This is a genomic window from Synechococcus sp. LTW-R (assembly GCF_014217875.1).
GTDB lineage: Bacteria > Cyanobacteriota > Cyanobacteriia > PCC-6307 > Cyanobiaceae > Vulcanococcus.
Genome location: NZ_CP059060.1, coordinates 67,099 through 91,621 on the forward strand (window position 1 = coordinate 67,099; position 24,523 = coordinate 91,621).

Consider the following 24,523-nt stretch of genomic DNA (forward strand, 5'->3'; position numbering starts at 1 on the left):
AAAGTGGGCGATACTGGAATCGAACCAGTGACTCCTACCGTGTCAAGGTAGTGCTCTACCTCTGAGCTAATCGCCCTCAGAAGCCTCTCGGCTTGAGGAACTTAGCAGTCGGTGGATCAGCGTCTCTGCATGGTCAGTCGCCAGCGATCCCGCTTGGTCGGCTGAATCTCCAGGATCTCCAGCTCTCCGCGGCCGTCGAGGCGAATGCGGTCGCCTTGTTTGAGCTCACGGCTGGGGCTGGTGACCACCATCCAGTTCACCCGAACCGCGCCGGAACGGATCCAGTCGGCCATCTTGTTGCGGGAGACCCCAAGGCCCGCGGAGGCCACGGCGTCCAGGCGCAGCGAGGCCTCGACACTGCTGAGCTGCTTCGGACTGCGGCTGGCGGGACGTTGCAGCCCACTGATCTCAAGGGGTTCGGTTTGGACCTCGACGCTGCGCACCTGTGCCCTTTGCCCCTGCCAGGCGTCGGCGACCTCGTCGCGCACGATCAGCTGCGCTCCGCGGTCACCGCGCATCCAGATGTCCCCCAGATCTCCGGGTTGGGCCCCCGCAGCAATCAGGCCCGTACGGACGTCCGCGGGTTCAGCCGGGTCAAAGAGGAAGTTCCCGCTGACCACCAGCCCCCGCAGCGGTGCGGCCGGGATCTCGCCATCACTGATTTCGACCCGGCGCAGGAGCAGCCGCCGGCGTTCGGCCTGGGGCCAGCCACCGTCACTGGCCAGGCGCAGTTCGGTCAGGCTTCCGAAGCGCTGCTCGGCCTCCTCCAGCAGGTCGGCGGCGAGAAAGTCACTCCAGATCGGTTCCCAGGTGCGCAGGGCTTGCTCGGCTAGGCCAATCAGCCTCCCCATGGCCGCGGGGTTGCGGCAGCCCTGCAGCAGCTCATCGCGCGGAAGCATCGGCGCCGCTCCTAGTTGTCGCCGAGTCGCACCACGCTTTGTGGCTTGGCCTCCTGGAGCCGGGTCCAGGGCACCTCAACACCGGTGGCGGTTTCCAGCAGCAGCAGCCAATTGCCCTCCTCGAGGCGGTTGCGTAGCGCGCGGATGCGGTCGTCGCTGTCGGAGCTGACGCTGGCTGCCGCGGCATAGCTGCCCATCAGGCCTGAACCGAGGCCGAGCAGGCCACCGATGAGATGGGAGCCCACCTCGCCGGCAAAGGCGAAGGTGTCGAGGTCGGTCATGAAGGTGAACGTCACCCCGGCGAAGAATCCGAAGGGCATCAGCCAGGTCGCCATTCCCTTCTGACGCCGCTTGCGGGCAATCGAGGGGTTGAGCTCATCCACGTCGGCCATCGCGGTTTCTCCCGCGCCGACGGCGACCAGGCGCGCCGGGGCGGGGCTTAAGGAGGCCAACTGTTCTTTGAGCTGGTGCAATCGCTTTCGCGACGAGAGCACCACCACCACGCTGCTGCCCACGGGTCACGCTTCAGACCTGCCGATTCTCCATGCTCCGGCCGGCCGCTGTGGGGGCTTCAAGGTCCCTCTCTACACTTCACCTCCGGCCGCTCCACCCCGCCGGGTCATGACGAAGGTTCTGGTATCCGATCCCATCGATCAAACAGGGATCGACATCCTGTCCCAGGTGGCTCAGGTGGATGTGCGAACGGGCCTGCCACCGGAAGAGCTGAAGTCGATCATTGGCGACTACGACGCCTTGATGATCCGCTCCGGCACCACGGTGACCGCCGACATCATTGAGGCGGCCTCCAAGCTGCGGATCATCGGCCGGGCTGGCGTCGGCGTCGACAACGTGGACGTGCCCGCGGCGACCAAGCGCGGCGTGATTGTCGTGAATTCCCCCGAGGGGAACACGATTGCGGCGGCTGAGCATGCCTTGGCCTTGATGCTGTCGCTCTCCCGGCACGTCCCCCACGCCCATGGCAGCACCATGGCTGGCGGCTGGGACCGCAAGAAATACGTCGGCAACGAGCTTTACAAGAAAAAGCTGGGTGTGGTCGGCCTGGGCAAGATCGGCTCCCACGTCGCCCGTGTCGCCAAGGCGATGGGCATGGACGTGATGGCCTACGACCCCTTCGTCTCGGCTGAGCGGGCTCAACAAATGCAGGTGCGTCTCCAGGAGCTCCCCGCCCTGTTCGCTGAGGCCGACTACGTCAGCCTCCACCTGCCCCGCACCCCGGACACCGAAAACCTGGTGAACGCGGAGCTGCTGCGCACCATGAAGCCCACCGCGCGGATCGTGAACTGCGCCCGCGGCGGAATCATCGATGAAGCGGCCCTCGCCGAGGCCGTCGAGAACGGCGTCATCGCCGGTGCGGCCCTGGACGTCTACGCCAAGGAGCCCCTCGCCGCCGACAGCCCCCTGCGCAAGGTCAGCGAGCGCCTGATCTTGACCCCCCACCTGGGTGCGTCCACCGAAGAGGCCCAAGAAAACGTCGCGGTTGACGTGGCGGAGCAGATCCGTGACGTCCTGCTGGGTCTTCCCGCCCGCAGCGCCGTGAACATCCCCGGCCTGAATGCCGAGGTGATGGAGCGCCTGAAGCCCCACCTGCAGCTGGCCGAGATCCTGGGACAACTGGTCAGCCAGCTGGCCGGTGGTCAGATCAGCGAGCTCGAGGTGCGTCTGCAGGGTGAATTCGCCAACCACCCCGCCCAGCCCCTGGTGATTGCGTCCCAGAAGGGTCTGCTCTCCACCGCCCTGGGCGATTCGATCAACTTCGTGAACGCCGGCCTGGAAGCCAAGGAGCGCGGCATCCACGTCGTCGAGGTCAAAGATGACGCGGCCCGTGACTTCGCCGGTGGTTCGCTGCAGCTCAGCGCCAAGGGCGCCAACGGCACCCACGTGGTGACCGGTGCCGTCTTCGCCGACGGCGAGTTGCGGGTGACCACCATCGACGAGTTCCCCGTCAGCGTGACCCCGAGTAAGCACATGCTCTTCACCCGCCACCGCGACATGCCCGGGATCATTGGCCACATCGGCTCGGTCCTTGGCGAGCACAACGTCAACATTGCTTCGATGCAGGTGGGACGCCGGATCGTTCGCGGTGATGCCGTGATGGTGCTCAGCCTCGATGACCCCCTGCCCGCGGATCTGCTGGCCGGCATTCATGCCATTGAGGGCATTCAGCAGGCTCACCCCGTCACCCTCTGATTGCGATGGCCCTGGCTTGGTGGCGGCTTGAGCTGCTTGCGCTTCCAGAACTCGAGGAATCGCTGACCTGGAAGCTCAATGCCCTCGGGATTCCCCGGGTGGCGGTGCGGCACAGCCCCGAGCAGCCCCAAGATCGGAAGTTGGTGGCCTGGTTGCCGGCCTCAGATTGGCCGGAGAGCGAACGCCAGCAGCTCGAGCAGGCCCTCAAGCCCCTCGCGGACACCTTTGGGTTGGCCCTGCCGACCATCCATTGGTTCGAGCAGGACGACGAGGACTGGAGCCTGAGCTGGAAGCAGCACTGGGAACCCGATCCGGTCGGCCAGCGCCTCTTGATCCTTCCGGCCTGGCTGGAGCTGCCCCCCGAGCACGCCGACCGTCAGGTGATTCGGATGGACCCCGGCAGTGCCTTTGGCACGGGGAGCCATCCCACGACACGGCTCTGCCTGGAGGCGATCGAGGAGCTTTCAGACGAGCGTGGCGGCAGCCTGGGCTCCATTCACGTGGCCGATCTGGGCTGCGGCAGCGGGATTTTGGGGATCGCCGCCCTGCTTGAGGGCGCCAGCAGCGTGGCGGCCGCCGATACGGACTTTCTGGCGGTCCGCGCCACCCGAGACAACGCCGTGGTCAGCGGCTTCGAGGAGCAGTTCCAGGTTGATCTGGGCTCGATTGAACGCTTGGCCGTGCTGCTCGAGGGGCGCCCGGCGGACCTGCTGCTCTGCAACATCCTTGCCCCGGTGATTGAGGCCCTCTGCCCTGCCTTTGACACCGTCCTGGCTCCAGGCGGCCTCGGCCTCCTCAGTGGCCTGTTGGTGAGTCAGGCCCCGCGCCTGCAGGAGGTCCTCGCGGAGCAGGGCTGGAGTGCGGAACTCACCGCTCAGCAGAGCCAGTGGGGCCTGATGACCATCAGGCGCTCCTGACAAAAATCCAAAACAGCGGCTTGTTGCATAAGTCACGCTGATGTGTGCCCTTGGTTCCCATTGGCCTTCGCCTTGGGATCCCCTCGAAAGCCCAGGAACTGCCCTTGTCGGATGTAGGAAGGGTCCGTCCTACAGGGCCTGGGTGTTTTCTCCAGGAGCCTGTGAGCCCCATTCCTTTCATGGCTTCCTACAAGGTCACCCTCATCAGCGAGGCAGAGGGCCTCAACAAGACCATCGAGGTTCCTGACGACCAGTACATCCTCGATGCCGCCGAAGAGCAGGGCATTGATCTCCCCTACTCCTGCCGTGCTGGTGCTTGCAGCACCTGCGCCGGCAAGATCACCGCTGGCACCGTCGACCAGTCCGACCAGAGCTTCCTCGACGACGACCAGATCGAAGCTGGTTTCGTTCTGACCTGCGTGGCTTACCCCACCAGCGACTGCACCATCAAGACCCACGCCGAAGAAGAGCTGTACTGAGCTCGATCCGGGGCGTGCCCGTTCACGCCCCGTCTCTTTGTGCTTCCTGAACCACCCCTCGGGGTGGTTTTTTTGTTTTGAGTCCCCGCTGCCCTCGTGACTGCCTCAACCCCTCCTCAGGTTCAAGAGGTCTATGCACCAGGCAGTGAGCACACCAGCCCCGGTGCGCAGTACAGCTTTCGTGTGATTGGCCCCTGCTGCCGTCTCTTCGACCGGGAAGAGCTGCCATGGCCCTGTTGCCGGCTCTCCTGGCGCAGCAAGGAACCCAGCTGGCGCCGTGTCGGCAAGCGCTTTGTACCCGACCTGGCGGCCCGCCGTTGCCCCTCCTATGCGGTCGAGCTGCTGCAGCCCGGCTCAAGGCCCACCCAGACGGTGCTCACGCTCTTCTCCCAGCGTTTGAGTGGCCCTCTCCAGGAGTGGTGGTACAGCAAGCAGCCAGCCTCCTGTGACCCTGGCAACGACCGACCGCCGGACGTGGCCTGAATCCAGGCCACAAAAAAGCCCCGCCGGTGAGGCGGGGCTTTGAGCTCAGAGGCGTTGAGGCGGGATCAGAAGTAGATCTTGCCGCCGCCCCACTGGGGACCAAGCACTTTCGGTGCGGTCAGGATGAAGCCGGCCATCAGGCGCAGGTCTTCATCGTTCATGTTGCGCATCTGCACGAAGACGTCGCTGCTGCGGATGCTGGGGTGCACGTCAGCAATGCTGTACTCGCCGTCGTAGCTGGTGGGGTCCTTCATGTAGTCCACCAGGGCCTCGACGTTGTCGCGGGCCGGGCTGGCCAGGGCGAGGGTCTCGGGGTCCAGGCCAACGTTGTGGTTGGTCTTGGTGATGCCGCCGGCGTGGCAGACGCCGCAGCTGTTGTTGAAGGTCTTGCGACCGGCGTTGATTTCCTGCTCGCTGAAGGTCACCGAGGTGCCAGCGGGATCGGCTGGAACGGTGAGCTGCTCAGTGGTCCACTGGGCGGCCTGAGCAGGGCCTGCAAGACCCACCAGCAGAGCCAGGGGCAGAAGCATCAGCCGGGCCAGGGACCGGAGTGCAGAGGAGAAAACAGAGGCCATCGAAAAAGCCGGCAACGTGGCGTTTAAAACGCGCCTGAGTCCTTGTATCACGGCCACTGGGCCCACCGCTGGGCCAGGCCCAAGGCACTCACGAACTGTTGCAGGCTTAGGCCTCTGACGCGGCTACCTCGAGGGTCAGGAAATCCTTGGCCAGAACCGTGTTCGGAAAGATCGCCTGGGCCTCGGCCTGCAGGTCGTCCGGCGTGACCGGGTTGCCGGGGACGTAGCGCGGGCTCAAGTGGGTCAAGGCGAGTTGCTTGACCCCTGCCGCGAGCGCCGTCTGGGCGGCCATCGTGCTGGTGGAGTGCTGCTTGGCGAAGGCCATCTCGGACTCCGCATGGGCAAAGGTGCTCTCGTGGATCAGCAGGTCAGCCCCGGCAGCGAGCTCCACGGCGGCCTCGCTGAAGACGGTGTCGGTGCAGTAGACGACGCTGCAGCCCGGACGCTCCGGGCCGCACAGGGAGGCGCCATTGATGACTCGGCCGTCCTCCAAGCTGACGCTGCGGCCGGCCTTGAGCTCGGCGTAGATCGGTCCGGGTGGGATCCCGAGGGCTTTGGCCTGCTCCACATCGAAGCGCCCTGGGCGGGGTTTCTGGTCCACCCGGTAGGCGAAGGCCGGCACCCGGTGGGTCAGGGCGGTGCAGCGCACGGTGATGTCGTCGTCATCCAGCAAGACGGCGCCGCTGCGGGCGGCCTCCTTCACCCGGTGGCTGCGCAGGGGGTAGCCGATGCGCATGGAGGACGTGCGCATCACCCCCTCGAGGTAGTCCCGCAACGGATCCGGCCCGTAGAGGTCGATGCCGCTGCAGGTGCCGGCCAGCCCCAGGCTGGCCAGGAGTCCCGGCAGGCCAAAGGTGTGGTCGCCGTGCATGTGGGTGATGAACACCCGGCGCAGCTGGCTCACCCGCAGCTCGCTGCGCAGGAATTGGTGCTGCGTCCCCTCGCCGCAATCAAACAGCCAGAGCTCCGCCCGCTGCGGGAGCCGCAGGGCCACCGCCGACACGTTGCGGGCTCGTGTTGGGACTCCCGAGCTGGTGCCGAGGAAGGTGACCTGCACGGCCGGTGTTCTCCCCGGTCTCTCTGGCTTGATCGTGCCACGGCGGGGCTGGCGGGGCACGATCAGGCTCGTCACAATGGCCTGCCCGTTCCCCCTGGGGTCGATGCCGCCGCGCACTTCTCTCCGAGCCGTCGCCTCGGTCGCGGGGATCTGTGCTGCCCTGGCGGTGGCGCCCCTGCGGGCGGCGGAGCCCTGGTTGCGGGTGCTTGTCCTGGAGGCCCCCAGCCTGCGCCTGCGGGCGGCTGTGCCCTCGGGCGGCCTCCGCGTTCTCGATCGACGTGGTCAGCAGCTCGGGCTGGAGCCCCCCGGGGCTGAACTGCGCTTCGAGGCCCAACGGCAAGAGAAAGAGTTGTGGTTTGAGGCGGTGCCCCAGGGGGGCGACCCCGACCCTGGGGTCTGGCTCGGCCAACGTCGCTACCGCGGTCGCCTCCAGCTGCGGCGTCAGGGGGGGCAGCTTCAGGTGGTCAATCACGTTCCCGTGGAGACCTATCTCCCCAGCGTGGTGGGCAGCGAGATGCCGGCGAGCTGGCCCGATGCGGCCCTGAAGGCCCAGGCGGTGGCGGCTCGCACCTATGCCCTCAAGGCCCGCAAGCCCGCCTCGGCCTTTGATCTCAAGGCCACGGTGGCCAGCCAGGTCTACAAGGGGGTGGAGGCGGAGACCGCCAGCACCTTGGGCGCGGTTCAGCAGACCCGGGGACTGGTGCTGACCTTCAACGATGCCCTGATTGATGCGGTGTTCCACAGCAGCAGTGGTGGGGCGACCGAAAGCAGCGGTGACCTCTGGACCCGCCAGATGCCCTATCTGATCAGTGTCCCGGACTTTGACCATGCCTCGCCTGTGCATCAGTGGAGCAAGCTCCTCGATGGGCCGCTGTTGCGGCGGGCGTTCCCTGAACTCAACCAGGTCCTGGCGATTGACGTGCTCTCCAGGACGGCCACGGGTCGTGTCCGTGAGGCGCGCGCGGTTGGGGCTGGCGGTCAGCAGGTCCTGCTCAGCGGTGCCCAGCTCCGCAGTCGCCTGGGCCTGCGCAGCACCTGGGTCCGCTTTGAGTTGGCCCCGACCAAGACCGCCAGCGTTGAGCCCTTCGGATTGACGGCCAGCCATGCCCCCCTGGGCTGGCCGGCGCCGCCTCCGCCCTTGCCGGCCTTCTCCTTGCCCCAGGCCCGGCCGCTTCCAGGGGCGGCCGTTCAGCTGGTGGCCGTCGGCCGCGGCTACGGCCATGGCATTGGCATGAGTCAGTGGGGGGCGATGGCGCTGGCCCAGCGGGGCGAGAGTTTCGACGCGATCCTGCGCCACTACTACCGAGGTGTTCAGCTCGAGTCCTACGGGGCCCTGGCACAACGGACCCGACCTCAGCCAGGCTCAAAGCCGGAGGCATGGCAGGCGATGGCCCCGCGGTTGTGAGAACCCAGCTGATCAACCTGACGCTGGCCGCCGATGCCGGCGCCGTGGCGGAGCTCGTCGCCCGGCGGCTGCTGGAGGCCCTGCGCTCGCGGGGCAACCTCGGTCTGGCCACCGGGCGCACCATGCTGCCCGTCTACGGCGCGTTGGTGCGGCTGCTGCGTCAGTTGCCGCCGCAGGAGCGCCAGGCGCTCTTGGAGGATTGGTGCAGCTTCAACCTCGATGAATACGTCGGTCTCGGGGCGGAGGACCCCCGCTCCTTTGCGGCCTTCATGCAGGTCCAGCTGGGGGCACCGCTGCAGCTTCCCGGGGGTGCGCTGCGGATTCCCGATGGCCAGGCACTGGACCCCCAGATGGAGGCACTTCGCTATCGCGAGGACCTCGAGAGCGCCGGCGGCCTGGGTCTGCAGTTGCTGGGTTTGGGCAGCAACGGCCATGTGGGGTTCAACGAACCCCCGTGTGGTCCCGAGATGCCCTGCCGTGCCCTGACCTTGAGTCGAGCGACCCGGGAGCAAAACGCGGATGCCTTTGGGGGGAACCCGGACGATGTCCCGGATCAGGCCATCACCCTGGGGACGGCCGAGATCCTGGCGGCCGACTCCCTCCTGCTGGTGGTCACCGGGGCCGCGAAGGCTGAAATCCTGCGCCGGACCCTGCAGGAGCCGCCCTGCGACGCCGTGCCCGCCAGCTGGCTGCAGCGCCACCCCCGGCTGGAGGTCGTGGCGGACCGGGAGGCTGCCGCCGCCCTTAGCTGAGGGCCGCCTCAATCAGCGCCTCGTCCGCCTCCAGGTTGGAGGTCACCGTGCGGACGTCATCCAACTCCTCGAGGGCATCGAGCAGTTTCAGGCACCCCGCGAGGGGCTCTGGATCCTCCAGTTGGCAGGGGGTCTGGGCGATCCAGCGGTGTTCCCAGCTGCTGACCGGCAGCCCGGCGCGGCGAAGGTTGTCTTGGAGGGCCTCCAGCTGCTCAAACGGGCCGATGATCTCCGCTCCGTCGGCATCGATCTCGTAGCTGAGGACCTGGTCCTCAAGGTTGAGCAGGTGCTCGAGCAGCACCTCCTCTTGGAGGCCGGGTTGGCTCAGTCGAACGACGCTGCGGTGCTCGAAGAGGTAGCCCACGCAGCCGGTTTCGCCGAGGTTGCCGCCGTTCTTGTTGAAGGCCAAGCGAATTTCGGCGGCGGCCCGGTTGCGGTTGTCGGTCAGCGATTCGATCAGGACAGCCACGCCTCCCGGGCCGTAGCCCTCGTAGCGGACCTCCTCAAATGGGTCGGCCCCACTGCCCCCTTGCCCGGAGCCCTTGGCGATGGCCCGCTCGATGTTGGCGTTGGGCACCCGCGCCGCCTTGGCCTTCTCGATGGCGGTGCGCAGCTGGAAATTGCCCGCCGGGTCGGCTCCAGCGCGGGCCGCCACCATGATCTCCCGGCCGAGGCGCGTGAAGACCGCCCCGCGCTTGGCATCCACCACGGCCTTGGTGCGTTTGATTTGGGCCCATCGGCTGTGGCCGGCCATGTGTGAAGTCGAAGTGAACTAGCCCGCCGCGTCGAGCACGAGCTTGGGTTGCAATTGCCCGGGGGAGGCAACCCGGGCCATACCCGCCAGGTTGCCATCTGGATCCACCACCACCACCGGGCTCTCGAGGACCCAGCTGGGGTCACAGCTCTGGATTCGACCGCAGCGCCAGCCCGTCATCCCCTCGCCATCGAGCTGATGCTGGGGCAGGTGGCCAAGCACCTCCAGGGGATTCAGGAGGGCGGGGGGCTCCCCCTCCAGCTGCTCCAACGGCACGCTTTGCTCAAGACCAAACCCCAGGGCCCGGGTTCGCCGCAAGCGCGCAAGGCTGCCGCCGCAGCCCAGGGCGTCGCCGAGGTCGCGGGCCAAGGAGCGGATGTAGGTGCCGGCGCTGCAATGCACCTCCAGTTCGAGACGGCCCTGGACTGGATCCCAATCCAGCAACGCGAGGCGGTGAATCGTGACGGGCCGGGGGGCGAGCTCCGGGCATTGGCCGGCGCGGGCCAGCTTGTAGGCCCGCTCGCCATTGACATGAACCGCGGAGACCGCCGGCGGACGTTGCTGGATGGCTCCGCGGAAGGGGGCGAGGGCGCTGACGAGGTCCGTGTCGCTGAGGCTGGGGATCGGCCGCTCCTCGAGCACCTCCCCCTCCAGGTCATCGCTGTCGGTGCGCACCCCTAGCTGGACGATGCCCCGGTAGGTCTTGTCGCCCTCCAGGTAAGGCAGCAGCCGGGTGGCGGGGCCCAGGGCGATGGGGAGGACTCCGGTCACGGCCGGGTCCAAGGTCCCCCCATGGCCCACCCGTTTGAGCCCATAGGCCCGGCGGATGCGCGAGACACAGCTGTGGGAGCTCATCCCTGCCGGCTTGTCGAGTACGAGAAAGCCGCAGATCAACGCTGGATTGAGGCGAGCAGGTCGCAATGCTGCCACCGTGTGGCGCAGCTGATGGCCCCGAATGCCCGTGGATGAGGCTCTGCAACAGCGCCGGGAGCTGGCCTTTCTGGTGCTCTCCGGTCTGTTCCTGGGAACGATGGGGATGTTGAACATCCTCGGGCTGACGCGCTTTCTGCAGCTCGGTCAGATCGGGTCCTGGCCGGTGGTGGTGGCCGTCGGTGCCCTCCCCTATCCGGTGACTTTTCTCTGCACGGACTTGATCAGTGAGATCTGGGGCGAGCAGCGGGCCAATCAGCTGGTTTGGGTGGGGCTGCTGCTCAATGGCTGGATCGTGCTGGTGCTCTGGCTCGGCGGCATCTTGCCGGGCCTGCCCGGGGCACCCGATGAGACCTTTTTCGCGGTGCAGGGCTTGGCCTTTGGCGCGGTGGGCGCCTCGATGGCGGCCTATATGGCGGCGCAGTTCACCGATGTGCGTCTCTTCCATTTCTGGAAACGCCTGACGGGTGGCCGGGCGCTGTGGTTGCGCAATAACGGCTCCACCCTGGTGAGTCAGCTGGTGGATACGACGGCGGTGGTGCTGATCAGCCACTACGCCGCCCATGTCTTGCCGGTTCGAGCGGATCTCCCGGTGGCGCCCCAGCTGCTGAGCTTCATCGCCAGCGGCTATCTCTTCAAGGCCTTGGCGGCCTTGCTGGACACCTTGCCCTTCTATTGGCTGACGGCCTGGTTACGCCGTTGGTTGAAGGTGCCTGGGGCCGGGGCGGAGTTGGTCCCTGAGCAGCGACCTCTACGGTGAGCAGCCATGACCGTCACCGCCCCTCTCTCCCTCGATCATTTCTTCGCTGGAGGCTTTGATCTGCGCCAGCAATTGGGGGCCCATCTCTCGCTCTCGGCGGCTGAGCTCGAGCGGCAATTGCCCTTGGCCACCGAAGCCCTCGCCGCCGCCCATCCGGGGGCCTTCAATCCCGATCAGGCCGGCAGCTTCTACGAAAACGAGGTGGGCCATGCCCATCTGCTGGAGCTCGCGGCTTGGCACCTGAGCAGCGCCGATTACATCGCGGACACCCTGCGGCTGCAGGCGATGTTTGCCAAAGGGCATGTGCTCGATTTCGGCGGCGGCATCGGCACCCACGCCTTGGCGGCAGCGGCCCTTCCCGCCGTGGAGGCGGTCTGGTTTGTCGACCTCAACCCAGCGAACCGCGCGTTCGTGACGGAGCGGGCTGAGCGCTTTGGTCTGGCCCACAAGTTGCGCTGTTTCCGCGACCTCGGGGATGCCGCACTTCCGGCCCAGTTCGACACGGTGGTCTGTCTGGATGTGCTCGAGCACCTCAATGCCCCATCGGCGCAACTCGAGCAGTTCGCGCAGCGGATGGGGCCCGAGGCCATTGCCTTGCTCAATTGGTATTTCTTCCAGGGCTTCAACGGCGAGTACCCGTTCCACTTCGACGATCCGGCCTTAGTGGAGCGCTTCTTTCGCACCCTCCAGGCCCGTTTCCTCGAGGTGTTTCACCCCTACCTGATCACCACCCGCGCCTATCGCCTGGCCTGACGCCGGGCACAAAAAAGCCGGCACCGCGGTGCCGGGTCAAGCCTCAGGGGCAGTGGGCCTCAGCCGACGGCCACGTTGATGCGCTTGCGGGTGCGCAGGCCACGCTTGATGGTGTCGAAGCTGACCACGCCATCCACGAGGGCGAAGAGGGTGTCATCGGCACCGCGGCCGACGTTGCTGCCGGGGAGGACGGAGGTGCCGCGCTGGCGGATCAGGATCGAGCCGGCGCTGACGGATTCGCCGCCGTAGCGCTTGACGCCCAGACGCTTGGCGTTGGAGTCGCGGCCGTTACGGGTGGAGCCGGTGCCTTTCTTGTGGGCCATGGGGGAGAGAGCTCAGGGATTCAGGGGAAGGATCTGGAGGATCAGGCCAGTGCTTTGCCGCCGACGCTGATGGACTTGACCATCACGCGGGTGAGCTCCTGACGGTGACCGTTCTTACGGCGGGTCTTCTTCTTCGGGCGCATCTTGTAGACGATGACCTTCTGGCCGCGGCGGTGAGCCATCACCTGCAGCTCAACGGTGGCGCCTTTCACGTAGGGCTGACCGACACTGGCGGCCTTGCCGTCGTTCACCAGCAGCACGTTCTCGAGGGTGAGGGTGCTGTCGACCTCGGCGTGGATCCGGTTGAGGTCGTAGTAACGGTTGGGCTGGACCCAGACCTGGGTGCCCGACGTTTCGACGATGGCGTAAGGGCCGGTTTGCGAATCAGTACTCATGACAGAGGGGGCGTGGTCAGGCTGACGGGAGGACTCCGTCATTGCGGCCTGCCACGGCAATTGGAAGACAAACAACGAGTTTCACCGCTCAAGGTGACTCCCGTCAACACTGAGGTCAATCGCGAGGCCCCCAACTGCGGCCCATGACCCAGCCGGCGCTCACCATTGCTTCGCTGTTGTCGGACCCGCGTTTGGTCAAGGGCGCCACCAGCTGGCTGAAGGGCGAGCGCTATCGCCTGGAGGATCTGGGCGCCCTCTCCGATCCCATCGCCGAATTGCTCCAGCGGCGGGATGCTTTCGATGTGGTGCTGCTGCAGCAGGGCGTGACCGCCGCAGAAGCCCTCGAGGGTTTGCGTCAACACGGGGTCCTGTTGCCGGCGGTCGTCGTCGGAGAAGTCAGCGGTCGCGTCGACTATCACGACGCTGAGGTGCATCTGCCCCAGGACCAACTCGAGCAAATCGTCTACAGCCTGGATGCGGCGGTCTCCCGCTTCCTGCGTAAGGGACTGTCCCCTGGGCAGGAGTCCACCGGTGAGTCCACCTCGACCCCACAGCCGTGGCGGCTCCCCAATCGGCTCCAGGGTCGTCTGGGGTATCTGGGCGTCTTCTACAAGCGCGACCCCTCTCTGTTTTTGCGCAATCTCCCGCAGGAAGACCACGAGGAGTTGCGCCAGTCCTTGCAGCGGGGCTACCGGGATGTCCTGATCAGTTACTTCAAGGACCCCGCGGCGGCGAACCAGGCGATTGAGAGCTTCGTGCACAGCGCGTTCTTCTGCGATCTGCCGGTCAACAGCGTTGTTGAAATCCACGTCGATCTCATGGATTCCTTCTGGAAGCAACTGCGACTGGAAGGCCATAAAAACGATTTTCTTCAGGATTACAGGCTTGCGCTCTTGGACGTCATGGCCCATTTGTGTGAGATGTACAGGCGTTCGATTCCCCCAGATACCCCGTTGGCTGAGCCACCGCCCGGTGAGGTCAGTGCGTAGTCCTTAGTCCTTTCATTTTTTCTTCAGAGGTGATTTCCATGAGTCCACGCAAGACCTACATCCTCAAGCTCTATGTGGCGGGGAATACGCCGAACTCGATGCGTGCACTCAAAACCCTGCGCAACATCCTCGATACGGAGTTTCAAGGGGTATATGCCTTGAAGGTGATTGATGTGCTCAAAAACCCCCAACTCGCTGAAGAAGACAAGATTCTGGCGACGCCCACGCTCTCGAAAATTCTTCCGCCGCCCGTGCGCCGGATTATTGGTGACTTGTCCGACCGAGAGCGGGTTTTGATTGGTTTGGACCTCTTGTTTGAGGAACTCAGTGATGAGGCCTTGGCTGAGTCCTTTGCCGATGAGGATGTGGTGGGAGATCTTGTGTGAAAACCCAGGTCAAACCCTTGAGAATGGCTGCCAGACCCACGAAAACTGCCTAAATTTTCAGTAGGACCACCCCTCCCATGCAGGACCCCAGCCCACAATCCAAAAGTCTGTCCTCGCTGCAAAAGCTGCCGACGGGGATTGAGGGCTTTGATGATGTTTGCCAGGGGGGCTTGCCCATTGGTCGCTCCACGCTGATTAGCGGGACATCCGGTACGGGTAAGACGGTCTTCTCGCTGAACTTTCTCTACAACGGCATCCGTCAGTTCGACGAGCCCGGCATTTTTGTCACGTTTGAAGAGTCGCCGCTCGATATTCTTCGCAACGCCGCCAGCTTTGGCTGGAATCTGCAGGAGATGGTCGAGCAGGACAAGTTGTTTCTGCTGGATGCCTCTCCGGATCCAGAAGGGCAGGACGTTGCCGGCAGTTTTGACCTCTCCGGTCTGATCGAGCGGATCAACTACGCGATTCGCAAGTACAAGGCTCGTCGCGTGGCGATCGATTCGATCACGGCGGTCTTTCAGCAGTACGACGCCGTCTCGGTCGTCCGCCGCGAAATCTTCCGCTTGATTGCACGCCTGAAGGAGATCGGTGTCACCACGGTGATGACCACCGAGCGCATTGATGAGTACGGCCCGATTGCTCGCTACGGAGTGGAGGAGTTTGTCAGCGACAACGTGGTGATCCTCCGCAACGTGCTGGAGGGTGAGCGGCGCCGGCGCACGGTGGAGATCCTCAAGCTACGCGGCACGACCCACATGAAGGGCGAGTTCCCCTTCACCATGGGCTCCCACGGCATCAGTGTCTTCCCGCTGGGGGCGATGCGCTTGACCCAGCGCAGCTCCAATGTGCGGGTCAGCTCCGGTGTCCCCCGCCTCGATGAGATGTGCGGTGGCGGTTTCTTCAAGGACTCGATCATCCTGGCGACCGGTGCCACCGGTACGGGTAAGACCCTGCTGGTCAGCAAATTTGTCGAAAATGCCTGCGCCAATAAGGAGCGGGCGATCCTGTTTGCCTACGAGGAATCCCGCGCCCAACTGCTGCGCAATGCCACCAGTTGGGGCATTGATTTTGAAGAGATGGAGCGCCAGGGGCTCCTCAAAATCATCTGCGCCTATCCGGAATCAACGGGCCTGGAGGATCACCTCCAGATCATCAAAACGGAAATCAGTCAGTTCAAGCCCTCCCGGATGGCCATTGACTCCCTCTCGGCTTTGGCTCGAGGCGTGAGTCATAACGCCTTCAGGCAGTTTGTGATTGGTGTGACTGGCTACGCTAAGCAAGAAGAGATCGCTGGCTTCTTTACCAATACCTCTGAGGAGTTCATGGGGAGCCACTCCATTACGGACTCCCATATTTCGACGATTACCGACACCATTCTCTTGCTCCAGTACGTCGAGATCCGCGGCGAAATGGCCCGTGCGCTCAACGTCTTCAAGATGCGTGGTTCCTGGCACGACAAGGGAATCCGAGAATTCGTCATCACCAGCAACGGGCCTGAAATTAAGGATTCCTTCTCCAACTTTGAGCGGATCATCAGTGGTGTCCCGCACCGCATCAATCACGACGAGCGCAGCGAACTGTCGCGCATCGTGAAAGGGGTGGGTGAGGATCAGTTCTAGATCCCGTCTCCCAAATTGCTGCTGTAGCGGCGCTCGGCTTGGAGCCTCAGTTCCGTGTCGTCTGCATCCTCTAGTGGGAGGTCAAACCAGAAGGTGGTGCCCACATTGAGTTCGCTGACCATGCGAATTGTGGCGCCGTGTTTCTCGAGGATGCCCCGCACAATCGAGAGGCCCAGGCCCGTGCCGACTTCGGTGTGAACGGCGTTCTCGACCCGGTAGAAGCGATCAAAAATCTTCTCTTGATCTTCGCGGGAGATGCCTGAGCCGGTGTCGGAGATCTCCACCCGCAGCTTCGGCAAGGGTGCGGTCAGTTCGCAGGCGGGGTTCTCCGGATTGGAGGCGGTGCTGGGGTCGATGGTGCAGGTGTCCGGCCAGGGGTAGGCCCGCAGGCCGAGGCTGCCCCCGGCGGCTGTGAATTTCAGGCCGTTGCCCACGAGGTTGTCCAAGACCTGCAGCAGCAGGTCCCAATTCCCCCGCACCCGCGGCAGCTCCTCGCTGGCATGCAGTTCGAGGGCGACACCTTTTTCCTTGGCGTTCAGTTTGTAGTTGCGAAGGGTTTGCTCCATCGCGGGGGCCAGCTCCACCGCCTCCATCGACCAGGCCCGATCGCTCTCCAGTCGGGAGAGATCGAGCACGTCATTCACCAGACGGGTGAGGCGATCGGTCTCGGCATTGGCGATGGCCAGGAAGTCACGCCGGTCCTCCTCGCTGAGCTGCTCCCCCATGTCATGGAGGGTTTCGACGTAGCTCTTGATGTTGAACAGCGGTGTCCGCAGCTCGTGGGAGACGTTGCTGATGAAACGGCTCTGGGCGGCGTTGAGTTCCACCTCCCGGGTGAGGTCTTGGATGGTGACTGCGATGCCCTTGAGGGTTTCGCCGCTGGCATCCCGCACCGACTGGAGAACGATGCGCAGGGTGCGGGGCGGTTCGCCGAAGCTGCAGCGCACGTCCGTGCTCTCTTTGTCGTTCTCCAGCAGGCTCTCGAGGGGGGCCTGCAGCTCGACATTGAGCCCTTCGGGCAGTTCCTCCATCAAGCGGGTGCCCTCCAGATTGCGGCCCTCCCAGCGGAAGAGGCGCCGGGCGGTGGGATTCACCAGCACCACCCGTCCTTCGGAATCCAGCAGCAAGGCCCCATCCGCCATGGTGGCGATCAGGGATTGCTGCTTCACCTGGGCCGCGGTCAGCTCCTCGATGTTGGCTTCGTTGTAGGCCTCCAGCTGGGAGGCCATGTCGTTGAAGCCGTCGAGCAATTCGCCCAATTCACCACCCACAGGGAGCGCGATCCGGGCTTCGAAATCCCCGCCCGCGATGGAGCGCACACCCCGCAGTAATTCCTTGACCGGTTGGGTGATGGTCAGGGCGTTGAAGACGGCCCCCAGGATCACCAGGATCCAGATCGAGATGAAGACCGCCACGGTGACCTCGCGGCTTAAGGCGGCACTGGCCAGGGCGGCTTCGTTGGGGTTGATCCCCAGGGCCAGCACACCCATGTAGCGCCCGTTGGCCACGAGGGGCACAAAGACGTCGGTGACCTGGCCGTCGGGGGTCAGGTGCTGCCGGATAAGCGGGTTCTGCGGACGCTTGGAGAGCTCCTCGGGCAGCTCCAGCTTGCGACTGAGCAGCAGCTCACTGCTGCCCGTGGTGCCGCTGATCGGGATCCCGAGGTAGATGACCCCATCGGGGTCGGCGAAAAAGATGTAGCGAAGGCTTCGACTGGATTTCCAGAACCGCTCGGCGACGGCGGCCAGCTCCCGGTCGTTGCCCTGGGCGACCAATGGGGTGACGTTGGCGGAGAGCAGCAGTCCGAGGTCGCGGGCGTAGCGGGTGTCGCTCATGCGCACATCCGCCTGAATGCCATTCAGCGCGAAAAAGGTGATCGCGGTCATCACCAGGCTGACCACCAGGGTGGCGGCCGCCAGCAACTTGGTCTGGAGGCTGAATTCCGCCCACCAGCGCACCAGGCTCTGCCACCAACGGCGAGGGGCAAGCGGGGCGTAGCTGCTGGTCAAGGCGCTGAGATCGGCGGCGGCAGCTTAGTTGCTGCGGACCTGGTGGCCGATGTCCCGCCGGTAGGTGATGCCCTCAAAGTGCACCTGCTCAAGCCCGGCGTAGGCCTTGGCAAAGGCCGCATCAAAGTCACCGGCTTGGGCCACCATCGCCAGCACTCGGCCCCCATTGGTGTGGCAGACCCCGGCGTCATCCCGGCGGGTTCCGGCATGGAAGAGCTGCAGATCGGTCCCGTTCACCACCTGGCTCGTGATGGGATCCCCCTTGCGGATCTCCCCGGGATACCCCTGGGCGGCGGCGATCACGCAGGCGCTGCACTGCAGGGCGATCGTCAAGCTGGGGGCCGTGGCCAGTTGTCCCGTGGCGCAGGCCAACAGCACCGCCGCGAACTCCGGTCCCATCAGCGGCATCAAGGTCTCGCATTCCGGATCGCCGAAGCGGCAGTTGAACTCGATCACGCTGGGTCCGGTCTCGGTGAGCATCAGCCCCGCGTAGATCACGCCGCGGTAGATGATTCCCCGGGCCTGAAGGGCCGCCAGGGTGGGCTCGAGCACGAGCCGCTTCACCTCCTCGAGACCGGCCTGGTCCAGGAGCGGTGCCGGGGCGTAGGCCCCCATTCCGCCGGTGTTCGGGCCGACGTCGCCCTCACCGATGCGTTTGTGGTCCTGGGCGGGGGGCAGCAGCACCATCCGCTCCCCATCGCTGAGGGCAAAGACCGAGACCTCGGGGCCATGGGTGCGTTCCTCCAAGACCAGGGAGGCGTCGCCGCCGAAGCGTCCCGCAAAGATCTCTTCAATGGCGGCGCGGGCCTCGTCCACGCTCTCCGCCACGGTCACCCCCTTGCCGGCGGCCAGTCCATCGGCCTTCACCACCAGGGGCTTGCCCTGGGCCTCGAGGGCGCTGAGGGCTTCCTCGCGGCTGTTGGCTTTCCAGTAGCCGGCCGTGGGGATGCCGGCTTCCACCATCAGCGCTTTGGCCCACTGCTTGCTGGCCTCCAACTGGGCACCGTCTGCACCGGGCCCAAACACGGCAAATCCGGCGTCACGCAGCCGATCCGCGAGGCCGGCGGCGAGGGGTGCTTCGGGGCCCACCACCACCAAGTCAATGCTTTGTTCTTGGCAGGTCTTCAGCAGGGCCTCCTGATCGCCCTCGCTGATGGCCAGCTGAATGCAGCCCTCCAGTTCTGCGGTGCCGCCATTGCCGGGGGCGACCCAGACCTGTTGGACGCCGGCGCTGCGGGCGAGGGCCCAGGCCAGGGCGTTCTCCCGTCCGCCCCCTCCGACGACCAGCACGTGTTGCGGGGCAGCGGTCGCGGTCATGGGGGGCCTGAAGCGGGTGGTCGGTTCGGTGATTACAGCGGTGAGCTCCCCTAGGTTGTCCCCCAGAAGACCGCTGCCGGTGCCTTTCCTTCTTTACTCGCCGGTGGGGGCGCGTCGCCGGCGGCCGTGGGGCGTGGTGCTGGCGCTCCTGCCGTTTCTTCTGCTTGCGCCGCAGCCGGCCGAGGCGAAGTTGCCCTTCATCGGCGATTTGTTCCGCGCCCAACCGAAGCCAAAGGTTCAAGGGCCATCCGCCCCAGAGATTGAGGGCAGCACCCCGGAAGCCGAGTTTCAGGAGCTCCTCAAAAGCGGAGATTTGAGGACTCTCAACCTGGCCTGCCAGGAGGCCGCCAGTTTTGACTTCGTGACCCGCCTGCGCCTGCTGCAGCAGCGGTTGCTGACGGTGGCTCCGCCGCCCCAGCCCTTCCCGGTGGTGTTGATGAATGCCAATGCCCTGCTCAGCTGCCGGGCACCGGATGCGGCTCTGGACGTGCTCAACCGCTTTGGCCCCGCCCCTGGCGCGGAGCGTGAGCAGTGGTTGGTCCAGCGTTGGCGTGCCGCCCAGGCCGGCTTGCACCATGCGCTGGCGGCACGCTTGCTGGAGCAACTGACGGCGGCAGACCCGGACCGGCTGGAAACCCTGGCCCTGCCGATTCGGGTAAATGAGGACGGCACGGTGGTGACCCGGCCCGCCCTCGACCTCTATGTGGAGCACCTCTTGGTGTTGGAGCGCCGCCAGGAGGCCGCGGCATTGCTCCTGGCTGGGCGGCGTCCGGGGCAGGTGGCCGCCGAGCGGCTCAGCCAAGCGGTCGCGCTACTCGAACACCTGCCCTTGGCGGAGCGCGATCAACTGATGGAGCGGGCCCTGGATCAGGCGGCCGCCGCCCAGTCCTGGGGTTTGGCGATCGCGCTGTTGGAGCAGCAGCGCATCTTGATCGAATCCGAGACGCCCGGTGCGGTTGCGGAGCGTTCCCGTGCTCGCTTGATGCGGCTCAGCCAGCGCCTGGATGACGCCTACAGCGCGTGGGCCATCACGCGGGAAGATTCTGAACAAAGCGCCAGGGCCGACGCGTTGCAACAGCAACTGCGTTCCCCCCGCGACCCCGGAGGCCACGCCGCACCGCAACCATGACCGCTTACACCCTCGGATCGCTCCTCTACGAAGGCAAGGCCAAGCGGGTCTATCAGACCGATCAAACCGATTTGGTGGCGGTCGAATACAAGGACGACGCCACCGCCTTTAACGCCTTGAAGAAGGCCCAGCTGGCGGGCAAGGGGCTGATGAACTGTCAGATCTCCGCGCGGCTGTTTGAGTTGCTCGAGCGTGAGGGGATTGCGACCCACTACCTCTCTCTGCAGGAACCCAACTGGATGTTGGTGAAGCCGGTTCAGATCGTTCCGGTGGAAGTGGTGGTGCGGAATATCGCCTTTGGCTCCCTCTGCAAGCAGATGCCGATCGAGCCCGGCACCCCGCTGGATCCCCCCCTGCTCGATCTCTATTACAAAGACGATGCCTACGGCGATCCTCTGCTGACCGACGCGCGCCTGGAGCGTCTGGGTGTGCTGACCGCGCCGCAGCGCCAGGAGCTGGAGCGCCTGGCCATGGCCGTGAACATGGCCCTACGGCGTTTCTTCGCCGAGATCGCCCTGGAGCTGGTGGACTTCAAGATCGAGCTGGGCTTCACCACGGACGGTCAACTGGTGGTGGCCGACGAGATCAGTCCCGACACCTGCCGGCTCTGGGATCGCAACGTCAGCGGTGACGCCCAGGAGCGAATTTTGGACAAAGACCGTTTCCGCCAGGATCTCGGCGGTGTGGTCGAGGCCTACGGGGAGGTTCTCAAACGGGTCCAAGCCGCCTGCCCAGCACCCCGTTCAGGCAAGTAAGTTCGGCGGCATTTGCGGTTCGCCGCACCAGTCCCCGTTCCATGGCTGCACCCCGCAACGGCAAGAACCACGCATGGAGCCTGGGGCTCGCACTGACGCTGCCTCTGGTGACTGGGGTTGGTCCGGTGTGGGGGCAGGACACAAACCCCGAGCCTGAGGATCCTGCACCGACCGAGCAACCGGCGTCTGAGACACCCAGCGTTCGGCCCTCGCTTGCCCCGAGTGCGACCGAGTCCCTCGCGCCGGCCGCCCCCGCGGAGCCGCGGGTTCTGATCAGTGAGGTGGTGGTTCAGGGGGCCGAGGGCCACCCGGAACAGGAGCGGATGGAGATCGCGGTGTACGACGCGATGGCCATTCGCCCCGGCAGCCGCGTCACCCGCGGCGAACTGCAGACCGACCTCTCGGCGATCTACGCCAGTGGCTGGTTCTCGGATGTCCGCATCCAGCCGGTCGATAGCCCCCTTGGGGTGCGGCTGGTGGTCACCGTCGTGCCGAACCCGGTGCTCACCAAGGTGGAGCTCGAGGGGGTCAGCGAAACCACCAAGCTTCCCGAGAACCTTCTTCCAGACATCTTTGCCGCGGACTACGGCAAAACCCTGAATCTCAACGCCCTGCAGGCGCGCATCGCCGCGCTGCAGAAGTGGTACGCCGATCAGGGGTATTCCTTGGCTCGGGTGACGGGGCCCACCCGCGTCAGCCCCGCTGGTGTGGTGCAGCTGTTGGTGCGTGAGGGAACCGTGGCTGGCGTTGAAGTGCAGTTCCTCAACAAGGAAGGCGACAGCACGAACGACAAGGGCCAGCCGATCCGCGGGAAAACCAAAACCTGGGTGGTCACCCGGGAGATTTCGATCAAGGCCGGCGACACCTTCAACCGCCGCCAACTGGAAGACGACATCAAGCGCCTCTACGGCACGGGCCTGTTTGGTGACGTCAAGGTCACCCTGCGCCCCGTGGCCGGTGAGCCTGGGGCCGTCACCATCGTCCTCGGGGTGGTGGAGCAGTCCACTGGCTCCCTCTCCGGCGGTATCGGCTACAGCCAGAGCCAGGGCATCTTTGGTCAGATCCAGCTCCAGGACAGCAACCTCTTCGGACGCGCCTGGGACCTGGCCCTCAACGTCACCTACGGCCAATTCGGTGGCCTGGCGGACCTCTCCTTCACGGACCCCTGGATCAAGGGCGACAAGTACCGCACGGCCTTCCGCACCAAGGTCTTCCTGAGCCGGGAAGTCCCCCAGGTGTTCCAGAGCCAGCAGAACGGCAACTTCTACACCGTCTCTGATGTCTCCCAAGGCTTCTTCAACGCCCCGAGCACGGCCCTGGCGTATCAGAGCAACTCCACGGTCTACGCCGGCCCCTATGCCTCACCGACCGCGGCGAAGGCGGCGAACCCTCAGCTCGGGGACAACAACAACTGGTTCCAGCTCGATGGCAACGCCGTCGCGATCCAGCGGATTGGTGGCACCGCCTCCTTCGCCCGTCCCCTGAACGGCGGTGACCCCTACAAGAAGGCCCCCTGGAACGTCGTCGTTGGTCTGAACGCGCAGCAGGTCAAGCCGATCAACTTCGCGGGGGATGCGATGCCCTATGCCACGGCCTCCAACAACTTCACGGGCAACGGCACGACCACCGTCAGCAACGTGATTTGTGTGGCCTACAACTGCGAAAACGGCGCCACGACCAACCAACTGGTGGGCCTGCGGTTGGCGGCCTCGATGAACACCCTCAACGATCCCCGTAACCCCACGAAGGGCAACTTCCTGAGCGTTGGCACCGAGCAGTTTGTCTCCGTGGGTCAGGACTCTCCGACCTTCAACCGTTTGCGGGCGAGTGCCACCCACTACATCCCGGTGAATTGGCTGAAGTTCTACAAGGGCTGCCGTCCGAAACCCGGTCAGAAGGAGGACTGCAAGCAGGCCCTGGCCTTCCAGGCCTCCGTGGGCACCAACCTCGGCAACATGCCCGTCTACGAGGCCTTCTGCTTGGGTGGCTCGAACTCCGTTCGCGGTTACTACGACTGCGACCTGGGCGTGGGCAAGAGCTTTGGTGAGGCGACGGTGGAATACCGCTTCCCGATCTTCAGCATCATTAGCGGCGAAGTCTTCGTTGACGCCGGCAGCACCTTCGGCAGCCAGGCGGATGTCCCCGGCAACCCCGGCACCCTGCTGGATAAGCCCGGCGACGGTGTGTCTCCTGGTGTGGGTGTGATTGTTACCACCCCGGTGGGTCCCCTGCGTTTGGAGGTGGCCAGCCAGGACTTCACCGATGAATGGCGCTTCAACCTTGGCGTCGGTTGGAAGTTCTGAGGCTGATCCCGTGACGACGTGGCCCAGCGATTACAGTCAGGCGTGGACCTTGGCCCAACCCGTGGAGCGCTCCGGTGTGGGCCTCCACAGCGGCCTTCAGGCCAAGGTGCGGCTTGAACCGGCCGAGCAGACAGGCTTTTACGTCGGCTGGCTGAACGCCCTCGAGCGGCCCCACGTGCGCCTGCAGCCCTCCCAGGTCTGCGAGACCCAGCTCTGCACGGCCCTGCAGCTCGGTGACCAGCGCCTGGCCACGGTGGAGCACCTCTTGGCAGCCCTGGTCGGTGTGGGTGTGACCGCGGCGCTGATCCTGGTGGATGGTGAGGAGATCCCCCTGCTGGATGGCTCAGCTCAGCCCTGGGTGGATGCCTTGGCGGAAGCCGGTCTGCGTTGCTTGGGTCCCCGTGAGGACTCAGCGCCCCTGAGCGAACCGATCACCCTGCAGCAGGGCCAGAGTTTTGCCACGGCGCTCCCCAGTGACCGCCTGCTGTTGGGGGCCGCCATCGAGTTCCCCCACCCCGCCATTGGCCGGCAGCTCTTCAACCTTGAGCTCACTCCCCAGCGCTTCGTTGAGGAGATTGCCCCCGCTCGAACCTTCGGGTTCAAGGATCAGGTGGACCAGTTGCGGGCCGCCGGCTTGATTCAGGGGGGCGCTTTGGACAACGCCCTGGTCTGCGATGGCGAGGGTTGGCTTAATCCCCCACTGCGCTTTGCCGACGAGCCCGTGCGCCATAAGCTGCTTGACCTATTGGGCGATCTCGCCTTAGCGGGACTGCCTTTGGCCCAAGTGTTCGCCTTCCGTGGCTCCCACGGACTGCACACCTCCTTGGCTGCCGCTCTGGTTTCTTCTCGCTGAGTCTCTTGTCTTCATCCGCCACCCCATCCGCCCCTGTTCTGACCAGCGAGCAGATCCAGGGACTCCTGCCCCACCGTTATCCCTTCGCCCTCGTGGACCGGGTTATTGAGCACGAGCCGGGCAAGCGTGCGGTGGCGATCAAGAACGTCACCTTTAACGAGCCCCAGTTCCAGGGCCATTTCCCCGGTCGCCCGTTAATGCCGGGGGTCCTGATCGTTGAGGCGATGGCCCAGGTGGGCGGCTTGATTGTCACCCAAATGCCAGACCTGCCCAAGGGGTTGTTTGTCTTCGCGGGCATAGATGGCGTGCGTTTCCGCCGCCCCGTTGTCCCCGGTGATCAGCTCGTGATGACTTGCGAACTGCTCTCCCTCAAGCGACAACGCTTCGGGAAAGTCAAGGCGGAGGCCACGGTGGACGGACAGCTGGTCTGCTCCGGTGAATTGATGTTCTCCTTGGTCGACTGAATTTCCCCC

General features: G+C 65.1%; 26 protein-coding genes and 1 tRNA gene. 16 read left to right on the top strand and 11 right to left on the bottom strand.

From position 1 onward, the window contains the following. Nucleotides 1–4 precede the first annotated feature (4 nt). The 3 genes from H0O22_RS00380 to H0O22_RS00390 form a co-directional block, all read right to left on the bottom strand. A tRNA-Val gene (locus tag H0O22_RS00380) sits at nucleotides 5–76 on the bottom strand. Between the two features lie 40 nt (nucleotides 77–116). Next, nucleotides 117–899: a photosystem II S4 domain protein gene (locus tag H0O22_RS00385; protein ID WP_185187123.1), complete on the bottom strand. Its 783-nt coding sequence runs from the start codon at nucleotides 897–899 to the stop codon at nucleotides 117–119. A gap of 11 nt (nucleotides 900–910) precedes the next feature. Further along, entirely contained in the window at nucleotides 911–1,414 is a 504-nt protein-coding gene (locus H0O22_RS00390) for a hypothetical protein (RefSeq protein WP_185187124.1), read from the bottom strand. A 106-nt stretch (nucleotides 1,415–1,520) separates the two neighbouring features. On the opposite strand from H0O22_RS00390, the gene serA reads away from it, so the two are divergent. The 4 genes from serA to H0O22_RS00410 all read left to right on the top strand — a co-directional run bounded on the left by serA (nucleotide 1,521) and on the right by H0O22_RS00410 (nucleotide 4,986). Next, nucleotides 1,521–3,107: a phosphoglycerate dehydrogenase gene (gene serA / locus H0O22_RS00395; protein WP_185187125.1), complete on the top strand. Its 1,587-nt coding sequence runs from the start codon at nucleotides 1,521–1,523 to the stop codon at nucleotides 3,105–3,107. Nucleotides 3,108–3,112: 5 nt separating this feature from the next. Next, on the top strand, nucleotides 3,113–4,024 hold the full coding sequence (prmA, locus tag H0O22_RS00400; RefSeq protein WP_185187126.1) for a 50S ribosomal protein L11 methyltransferase: 912 nt from the start codon (nucleotides 3,113–3,115) through the stop codon (nucleotides 4,022–4,024). A gap of 179 nt (nucleotides 4,025–4,203) precedes the next feature. Then, a complete protein-coding gene (locus H0O22_RS00405) occupies nucleotides 4,204–4,503 on the top strand; it encodes a ferredoxin (RefSeq protein WP_010310832.1) in 300 nt (99 codons plus the stop codon). 96 nt (nucleotides 4,504–4,599) lie between these two features. After that, entirely contained in the window at nucleotides 4,600–4,986 is a 387-nt protein-coding gene (locus H0O22_RS00410; RefSeq protein ID WP_185187127.1) for a hypothetical protein, read from the top strand. 65 nt (nucleotides 4,987–5,051) lie between these two features. Here H0O22_RS00410 and psbV read toward each other — a convergent pair whose 3' ends face one another. After that, entirely contained in the window at nucleotides 5,052–5,561 is a 510-nt protein-coding gene (psbV, locus tag H0O22_RS00415; protein WP_185187128.1) for a photosystem II cytochrome c-550, read from the bottom strand. 106 nt (nucleotides 5,562–5,667) lie between these two features. Then, nucleotides 5,668–6,618 (bottom strand): ribonuclease Z, encoded by a 951-nt coding sequence (locus H0O22_RS00420; protein ID WP_185188195.1) that lies wholly within the window; start codon nucleotides 6,616–6,618, stop codon nucleotides 5,668–5,670. Between the two features lie 103 nt (nucleotides 6,619–6,721). On the opposite strand from H0O22_RS00420, the gene H0O22_RS00425 reads away from it, so the two are divergent. After that, the gene (locus tag H0O22_RS00425) at nucleotides 6,722–8,023 is read left to right on the top strand and encodes a SpoIID/LytB domain-containing protein (RefSeq protein WP_185187129.1); all 1,302 of its coding nucleotides are present in this window, start codon (nucleotides 6,722–6,724) and stop codon (nucleotides 8,021–8,023) included. Further along, nucleotides 7,996–8,775: a glucosamine-6-phosphate deaminase gene (locus tag H0O22_RS00430; protein ID WP_185187130.1), complete on the top strand. Its 780-nt coding sequence runs from the start codon at nucleotides 7,996–7,998 to the stop codon at nucleotides 8,773–8,775. Before H0O22_RS00425 ends, H0O22_RS00430 begins: the two co-directional genes overlap by 28 nt. On the opposite strand, the gene H0O22_RS00435 is transcribed toward H0O22_RS00430, so the two are convergent. Then, a complete protein-coding gene (locus tag H0O22_RS00435; protein WP_185187131.1) occupies nucleotides 8,768–9,529 on the bottom strand; it encodes a YebC/PmpR family DNA-binding transcriptional regulator in 762 nt (253 codons plus the stop codon). The two genes, H0O22_RS00430 and H0O22_RS00435, sit on opposite strands and share 8 nt — an antisense overlap. Before the next feature lie 18 nt (nucleotides 9,530–9,547). After that, nucleotides 9,548–10,384 (bottom strand): tRNA pseudouridine(55) synthase TruB, encoded by an 837-nt coding sequence (truB, locus tag H0O22_RS00440; protein ID WP_255439533.1) that lies wholly within the window; start codon nucleotides 10,382–10,384, stop codon nucleotides 9,548–9,550. Between the two features lie 100 nt (nucleotides 10,385–10,484). On the opposite strand from truB, the gene H0O22_RS00445 reads away from it, so the two are divergent. Both H0O22_RS00445 and H0O22_RS00450 read left to right on the top strand, forming a co-directional pair. Further along, the gene (locus H0O22_RS00445) at nucleotides 10,485–11,219 is read left to right on the top strand and encodes a queuosine precursor transporter (RefSeq protein ID WP_185187133.1); all 735 of its coding nucleotides are present in this window, start codon (nucleotides 10,485–10,487) and stop codon (nucleotides 11,217–11,219) included. 6 nt (nucleotides 11,220–11,225) lie between these two features. Beyond that, nucleotides 11,226–11,972 (top strand): bifunctional 2-polyprenyl-6-hydroxyphenol methylase/3-demethylubiquinol 3-O-methyltransferase UbiG, encoded by a 747-nt coding sequence (locus H0O22_RS00450; protein ID WP_185187134.1) that lies wholly within the window; start codon nucleotides 11,226–11,228, stop codon nucleotides 11,970–11,972. A gap of 59 nt (nucleotides 11,973–12,031) precedes the next feature. Here H0O22_RS00450 and rpmA read toward each other — a convergent pair whose 3' ends face one another. Together rpmA and rplU are read right to left on the bottom strand one after the other, a co-directional pair. Continuing rightward, on the bottom strand, nucleotides 12,032–12,295 hold the full coding sequence (gene rpmA, locus H0O22_RS00455) for a 50S ribosomal protein L27 (RefSeq protein WP_185187135.1): 264 nt from the start codon (nucleotides 12,293–12,295) through the stop codon (nucleotides 12,032–12,034). A 41-nt stretch (nucleotides 12,296–12,336) separates the two neighbouring features. After that, a complete protein-coding gene (gene rplU, locus H0O22_RS00460) occupies nucleotides 12,337–12,690 on the bottom strand; it encodes a 50S ribosomal protein L21 (protein WP_185187136.1) in 354 nt (117 codons plus the stop codon). A gap of 143 nt (nucleotides 12,691–12,833) precedes the next feature. Between rplU and H0O22_RS00465 the strand changes: the two genes are divergently transcribed. From H0O22_RS00465 to kaiC, 3 genes are all read left to right on the top strand, one after another. Next, the gene (locus tag H0O22_RS00465; protein ID WP_185187137.1) at nucleotides 12,834–13,679 is read left to right on the top strand and encodes a circadian clock protein KaiA; all 846 of its coding nucleotides are present in this window, start codon (nucleotides 12,834–12,836) and stop codon (nucleotides 13,677–13,679) included. 38 nt (nucleotides 13,680–13,717) lie between these two features. Then, nucleotides 13,718–14,065 (top strand): circadian clock protein KaiB, encoded by a 348-nt coding sequence (kaiB, locus tag H0O22_RS00470; protein ID WP_185187138.1) that lies wholly within the window; start codon nucleotides 13,718–13,720, stop codon nucleotides 14,063–14,065. Between the two features lie 77 nt (nucleotides 14,066–14,142). Further along, complete coding sequence (gene kaiC, locus H0O22_RS00475) at nucleotides 14,143–15,684, top strand: circadian clock protein KaiC (RefSeq protein ID WP_185187139.1); 1,542 nt, start codon at nucleotides 14,143–14,145, stop codon at nucleotides 15,682–15,684. On the opposite strand, the gene nblS is transcribed toward kaiC, so the two are convergent. Continuing rightward, nucleotides 15,681–17,693, bottom strand: coding sequence for a two-component system sensor histidine kinase NblS (gene nblS, locus H0O22_RS00480; protein WP_185187140.1), 2,013 nt, complete (start codon nucleotides 17,691–17,693; stop codon nucleotides 15,681–15,683). The two genes, kaiC and nblS, sit on opposite strands and share 4 nt — an antisense overlap. A gap of 24 nt (nucleotides 17,694–17,717) precedes the next feature. Further along, entirely contained in the window at nucleotides 17,718–19,010 is a 1,293-nt protein-coding gene (purD, locus tag H0O22_RS00485) for a phosphoribosylamine--glycine ligase (protein ID WP_185187141.1), read from the bottom strand. 79 nt (nucleotides 19,011–19,089) lie between these two features. On the opposite strand from purD, the gene H0O22_RS00490 reads away from it, so the two are divergent. Genes H0O22_RS00490 through fabZ form a run of 5 tightly spaced genes read left to right on the top strand, consistent with a single transcriptional unit; the run spans nucleotide 19,090 to nucleotide 24,514 of the window. Next, nucleotides 19,090–20,139: a hypothetical protein gene (locus H0O22_RS00490; RefSeq protein ID WP_255439363.1), complete on the top strand. Its 1,050-nt coding sequence runs from the start codon at nucleotides 19,090–19,092 to the stop codon at nucleotides 20,137–20,139. Continuing rightward, nucleotides 20,136–20,894, top strand: coding sequence for a phosphoribosylaminoimidazolesuccinocarboxamide synthase (gene purC, locus H0O22_RS00495; RefSeq protein ID WP_185187142.1), 759 nt, complete (start codon nucleotides 20,136–20,138; stop codon nucleotides 20,892–20,894). The genes H0O22_RS00490 and purC overlap by 4 nt, the downstream gene beginning before the upstream one ends. A gap of 41 nt (nucleotides 20,895–20,935) precedes the next feature. Next, a complete protein-coding gene (locus H0O22_RS00500; protein ID WP_185187143.1) occupies nucleotides 20,936–23,197 on the top strand; it encodes a BamA/TamA family outer membrane protein in 2,262 nt (753 codons plus the stop codon). 10 nt (nucleotides 23,198–23,207) lie between these two features. Continuing rightward, entirely contained in the window at nucleotides 23,208–24,050 is an 843-nt protein-coding gene (lpxC, locus tag H0O22_RS00505) for a UDP-3-O-acyl-N-acetylglucosamine deacetylase (protein ID WP_185187144.1), read from the top strand. A gap of 5 nt (nucleotides 24,051–24,055) precedes the next feature. Further along, on the top strand, nucleotides 24,056–24,514 hold the full coding sequence (gene fabZ / locus H0O22_RS00510; RefSeq protein WP_255439364.1) for a 3-hydroxyacyl-ACP dehydratase FabZ: 459 nt from the start codon (nucleotides 24,056–24,058) through the stop codon (nucleotides 24,512–24,514). The last annotated feature ends 9 nt before the right edge of the window (nucleotides 24,515–24,523 follow it).

Bases quoted from the DNA above. Each gene is read 5' to 3' on its own strand.
- kaiB (WP_185187138.1), top strand. From the start codon at position 13,718: ATGAGTCCACGCAAGACCTACATCCTCAAGCTCTATGTGGCGGGGAAT.
- H0O22_RS00405 (WP_010310832.1), top strand. From the start codon at position 4,204: ATGGCTTCCTACAAGGTCACCCTCATCAGCGAGGCAGAGGGCCTCAAC.
- H0O22_RS00450 (WP_185187134.1), top strand. From the start codon at position 11,226: ATGACCGTCACCGCCCCTCTCTCCCTCGATCATTTCTTCGCTGGAGGC.
- H0O22_RS00425 (WP_185187129.1), top strand. From the start codon at position 6,722: ATGCCGCCGCGCACTTCTCTCCGAGCCGTCGCCTCGGTCGCGGGGATC.
- H0O22_RS00465 (WP_185187137.1), top strand. From the start codon at position 12,834: ATGACCCAGCCGGCGCTCACCATTGCTTCGCTGTTGTCGGACCCGCGT.
- purC (WP_185187142.1), top strand. From the start codon at position 20,136: ATGACCGCTTACACCCTCGGATCGCTCCTCTACGAAGGCAAGGCCAAG.
- H0O22_RS00430 (WP_185187130.1), top strand. From the start codon at position 7,996: ATGGCAGGCGATGGCCCCGCGGTTGTGAGAACCCAGCTGATCAACCTG.
- H0O22_RS00385 (WP_185187123.1), bottom strand. From the start codon at position 899: ATGCTTCCGCGCGATGAGCTGCTGCAGGGCTGCCGCAACCCCGCGGCC.
- H0O22_RS00445 (WP_185187133.1), top strand. From the start codon at position 10,485: ATGCCCGTGGATGAGGCTCTGCAACAGCGCCGGGAGCTGGCCTTTCTG.
- H0O22_RS00500 (WP_185187143.1), top strand. From the start codon at position 20,936: ATGGCTGCACCCCGCAACGGCAAGAACCACGCATGGAGCCTGGGGCTC.
- kaiC (WP_185187139.1), top strand. From the start codon at position 14,143: ATGCAGGACCCCAGCCCACAATCCAAAAGTCTGTCCTCGCTGCAAAAG.
- prmA (WP_185187126.1), top strand. From the start codon at position 3,113: ATGGCCCTGGCTTGGTGGCGGCTTGAGCTGCTTGCGCTTCCAGAACTC.
- H0O22_RS00435 (WP_185187131.1), bottom strand. From the start codon at position 9,529: ATGGCCGGCCACAGCCGATGGGCCCAAATCAAACGCACCAAGGCCGTG.
- serA (WP_185187125.1), top strand. From the start codon at position 1,521: ATGACGAAGGTTCTGGTATCCGATCCCATCGATCAAACAGGGATCGAC.
- truB (WP_255439533.1), bottom strand. From the start codon at position 10,384: ATGAGCTCCCACAGCTGTGTCTCGCGCATCCGCCGGGCCTATGGGCTC.
- psbV (WP_185187128.1), bottom strand. From the start codon at position 5,561: ATGGCCTCTGTTTTCTCCTCTGCACTCCGGTCCCTGGCCCGGCTGATG.
- purD (WP_185187141.1), bottom strand. From the start codon at position 19,010: ATGACCGCGACCGCTGCCCCGCAACACGTGCTGGTCGTCGGAGGGGGC.
- rpmA (WP_185187135.1), bottom strand. From the start codon at position 12,295: ATGGCCCACAAGAAAGGCACCGGCTCCACCCGTAACGGCCGCGACTCC.
- rplU (WP_185187136.1), bottom strand. From the start codon at position 12,690: ATGAGTACTGATTCGCAAACCGGCCCTTACGCCATCGTCGAAACGTCG.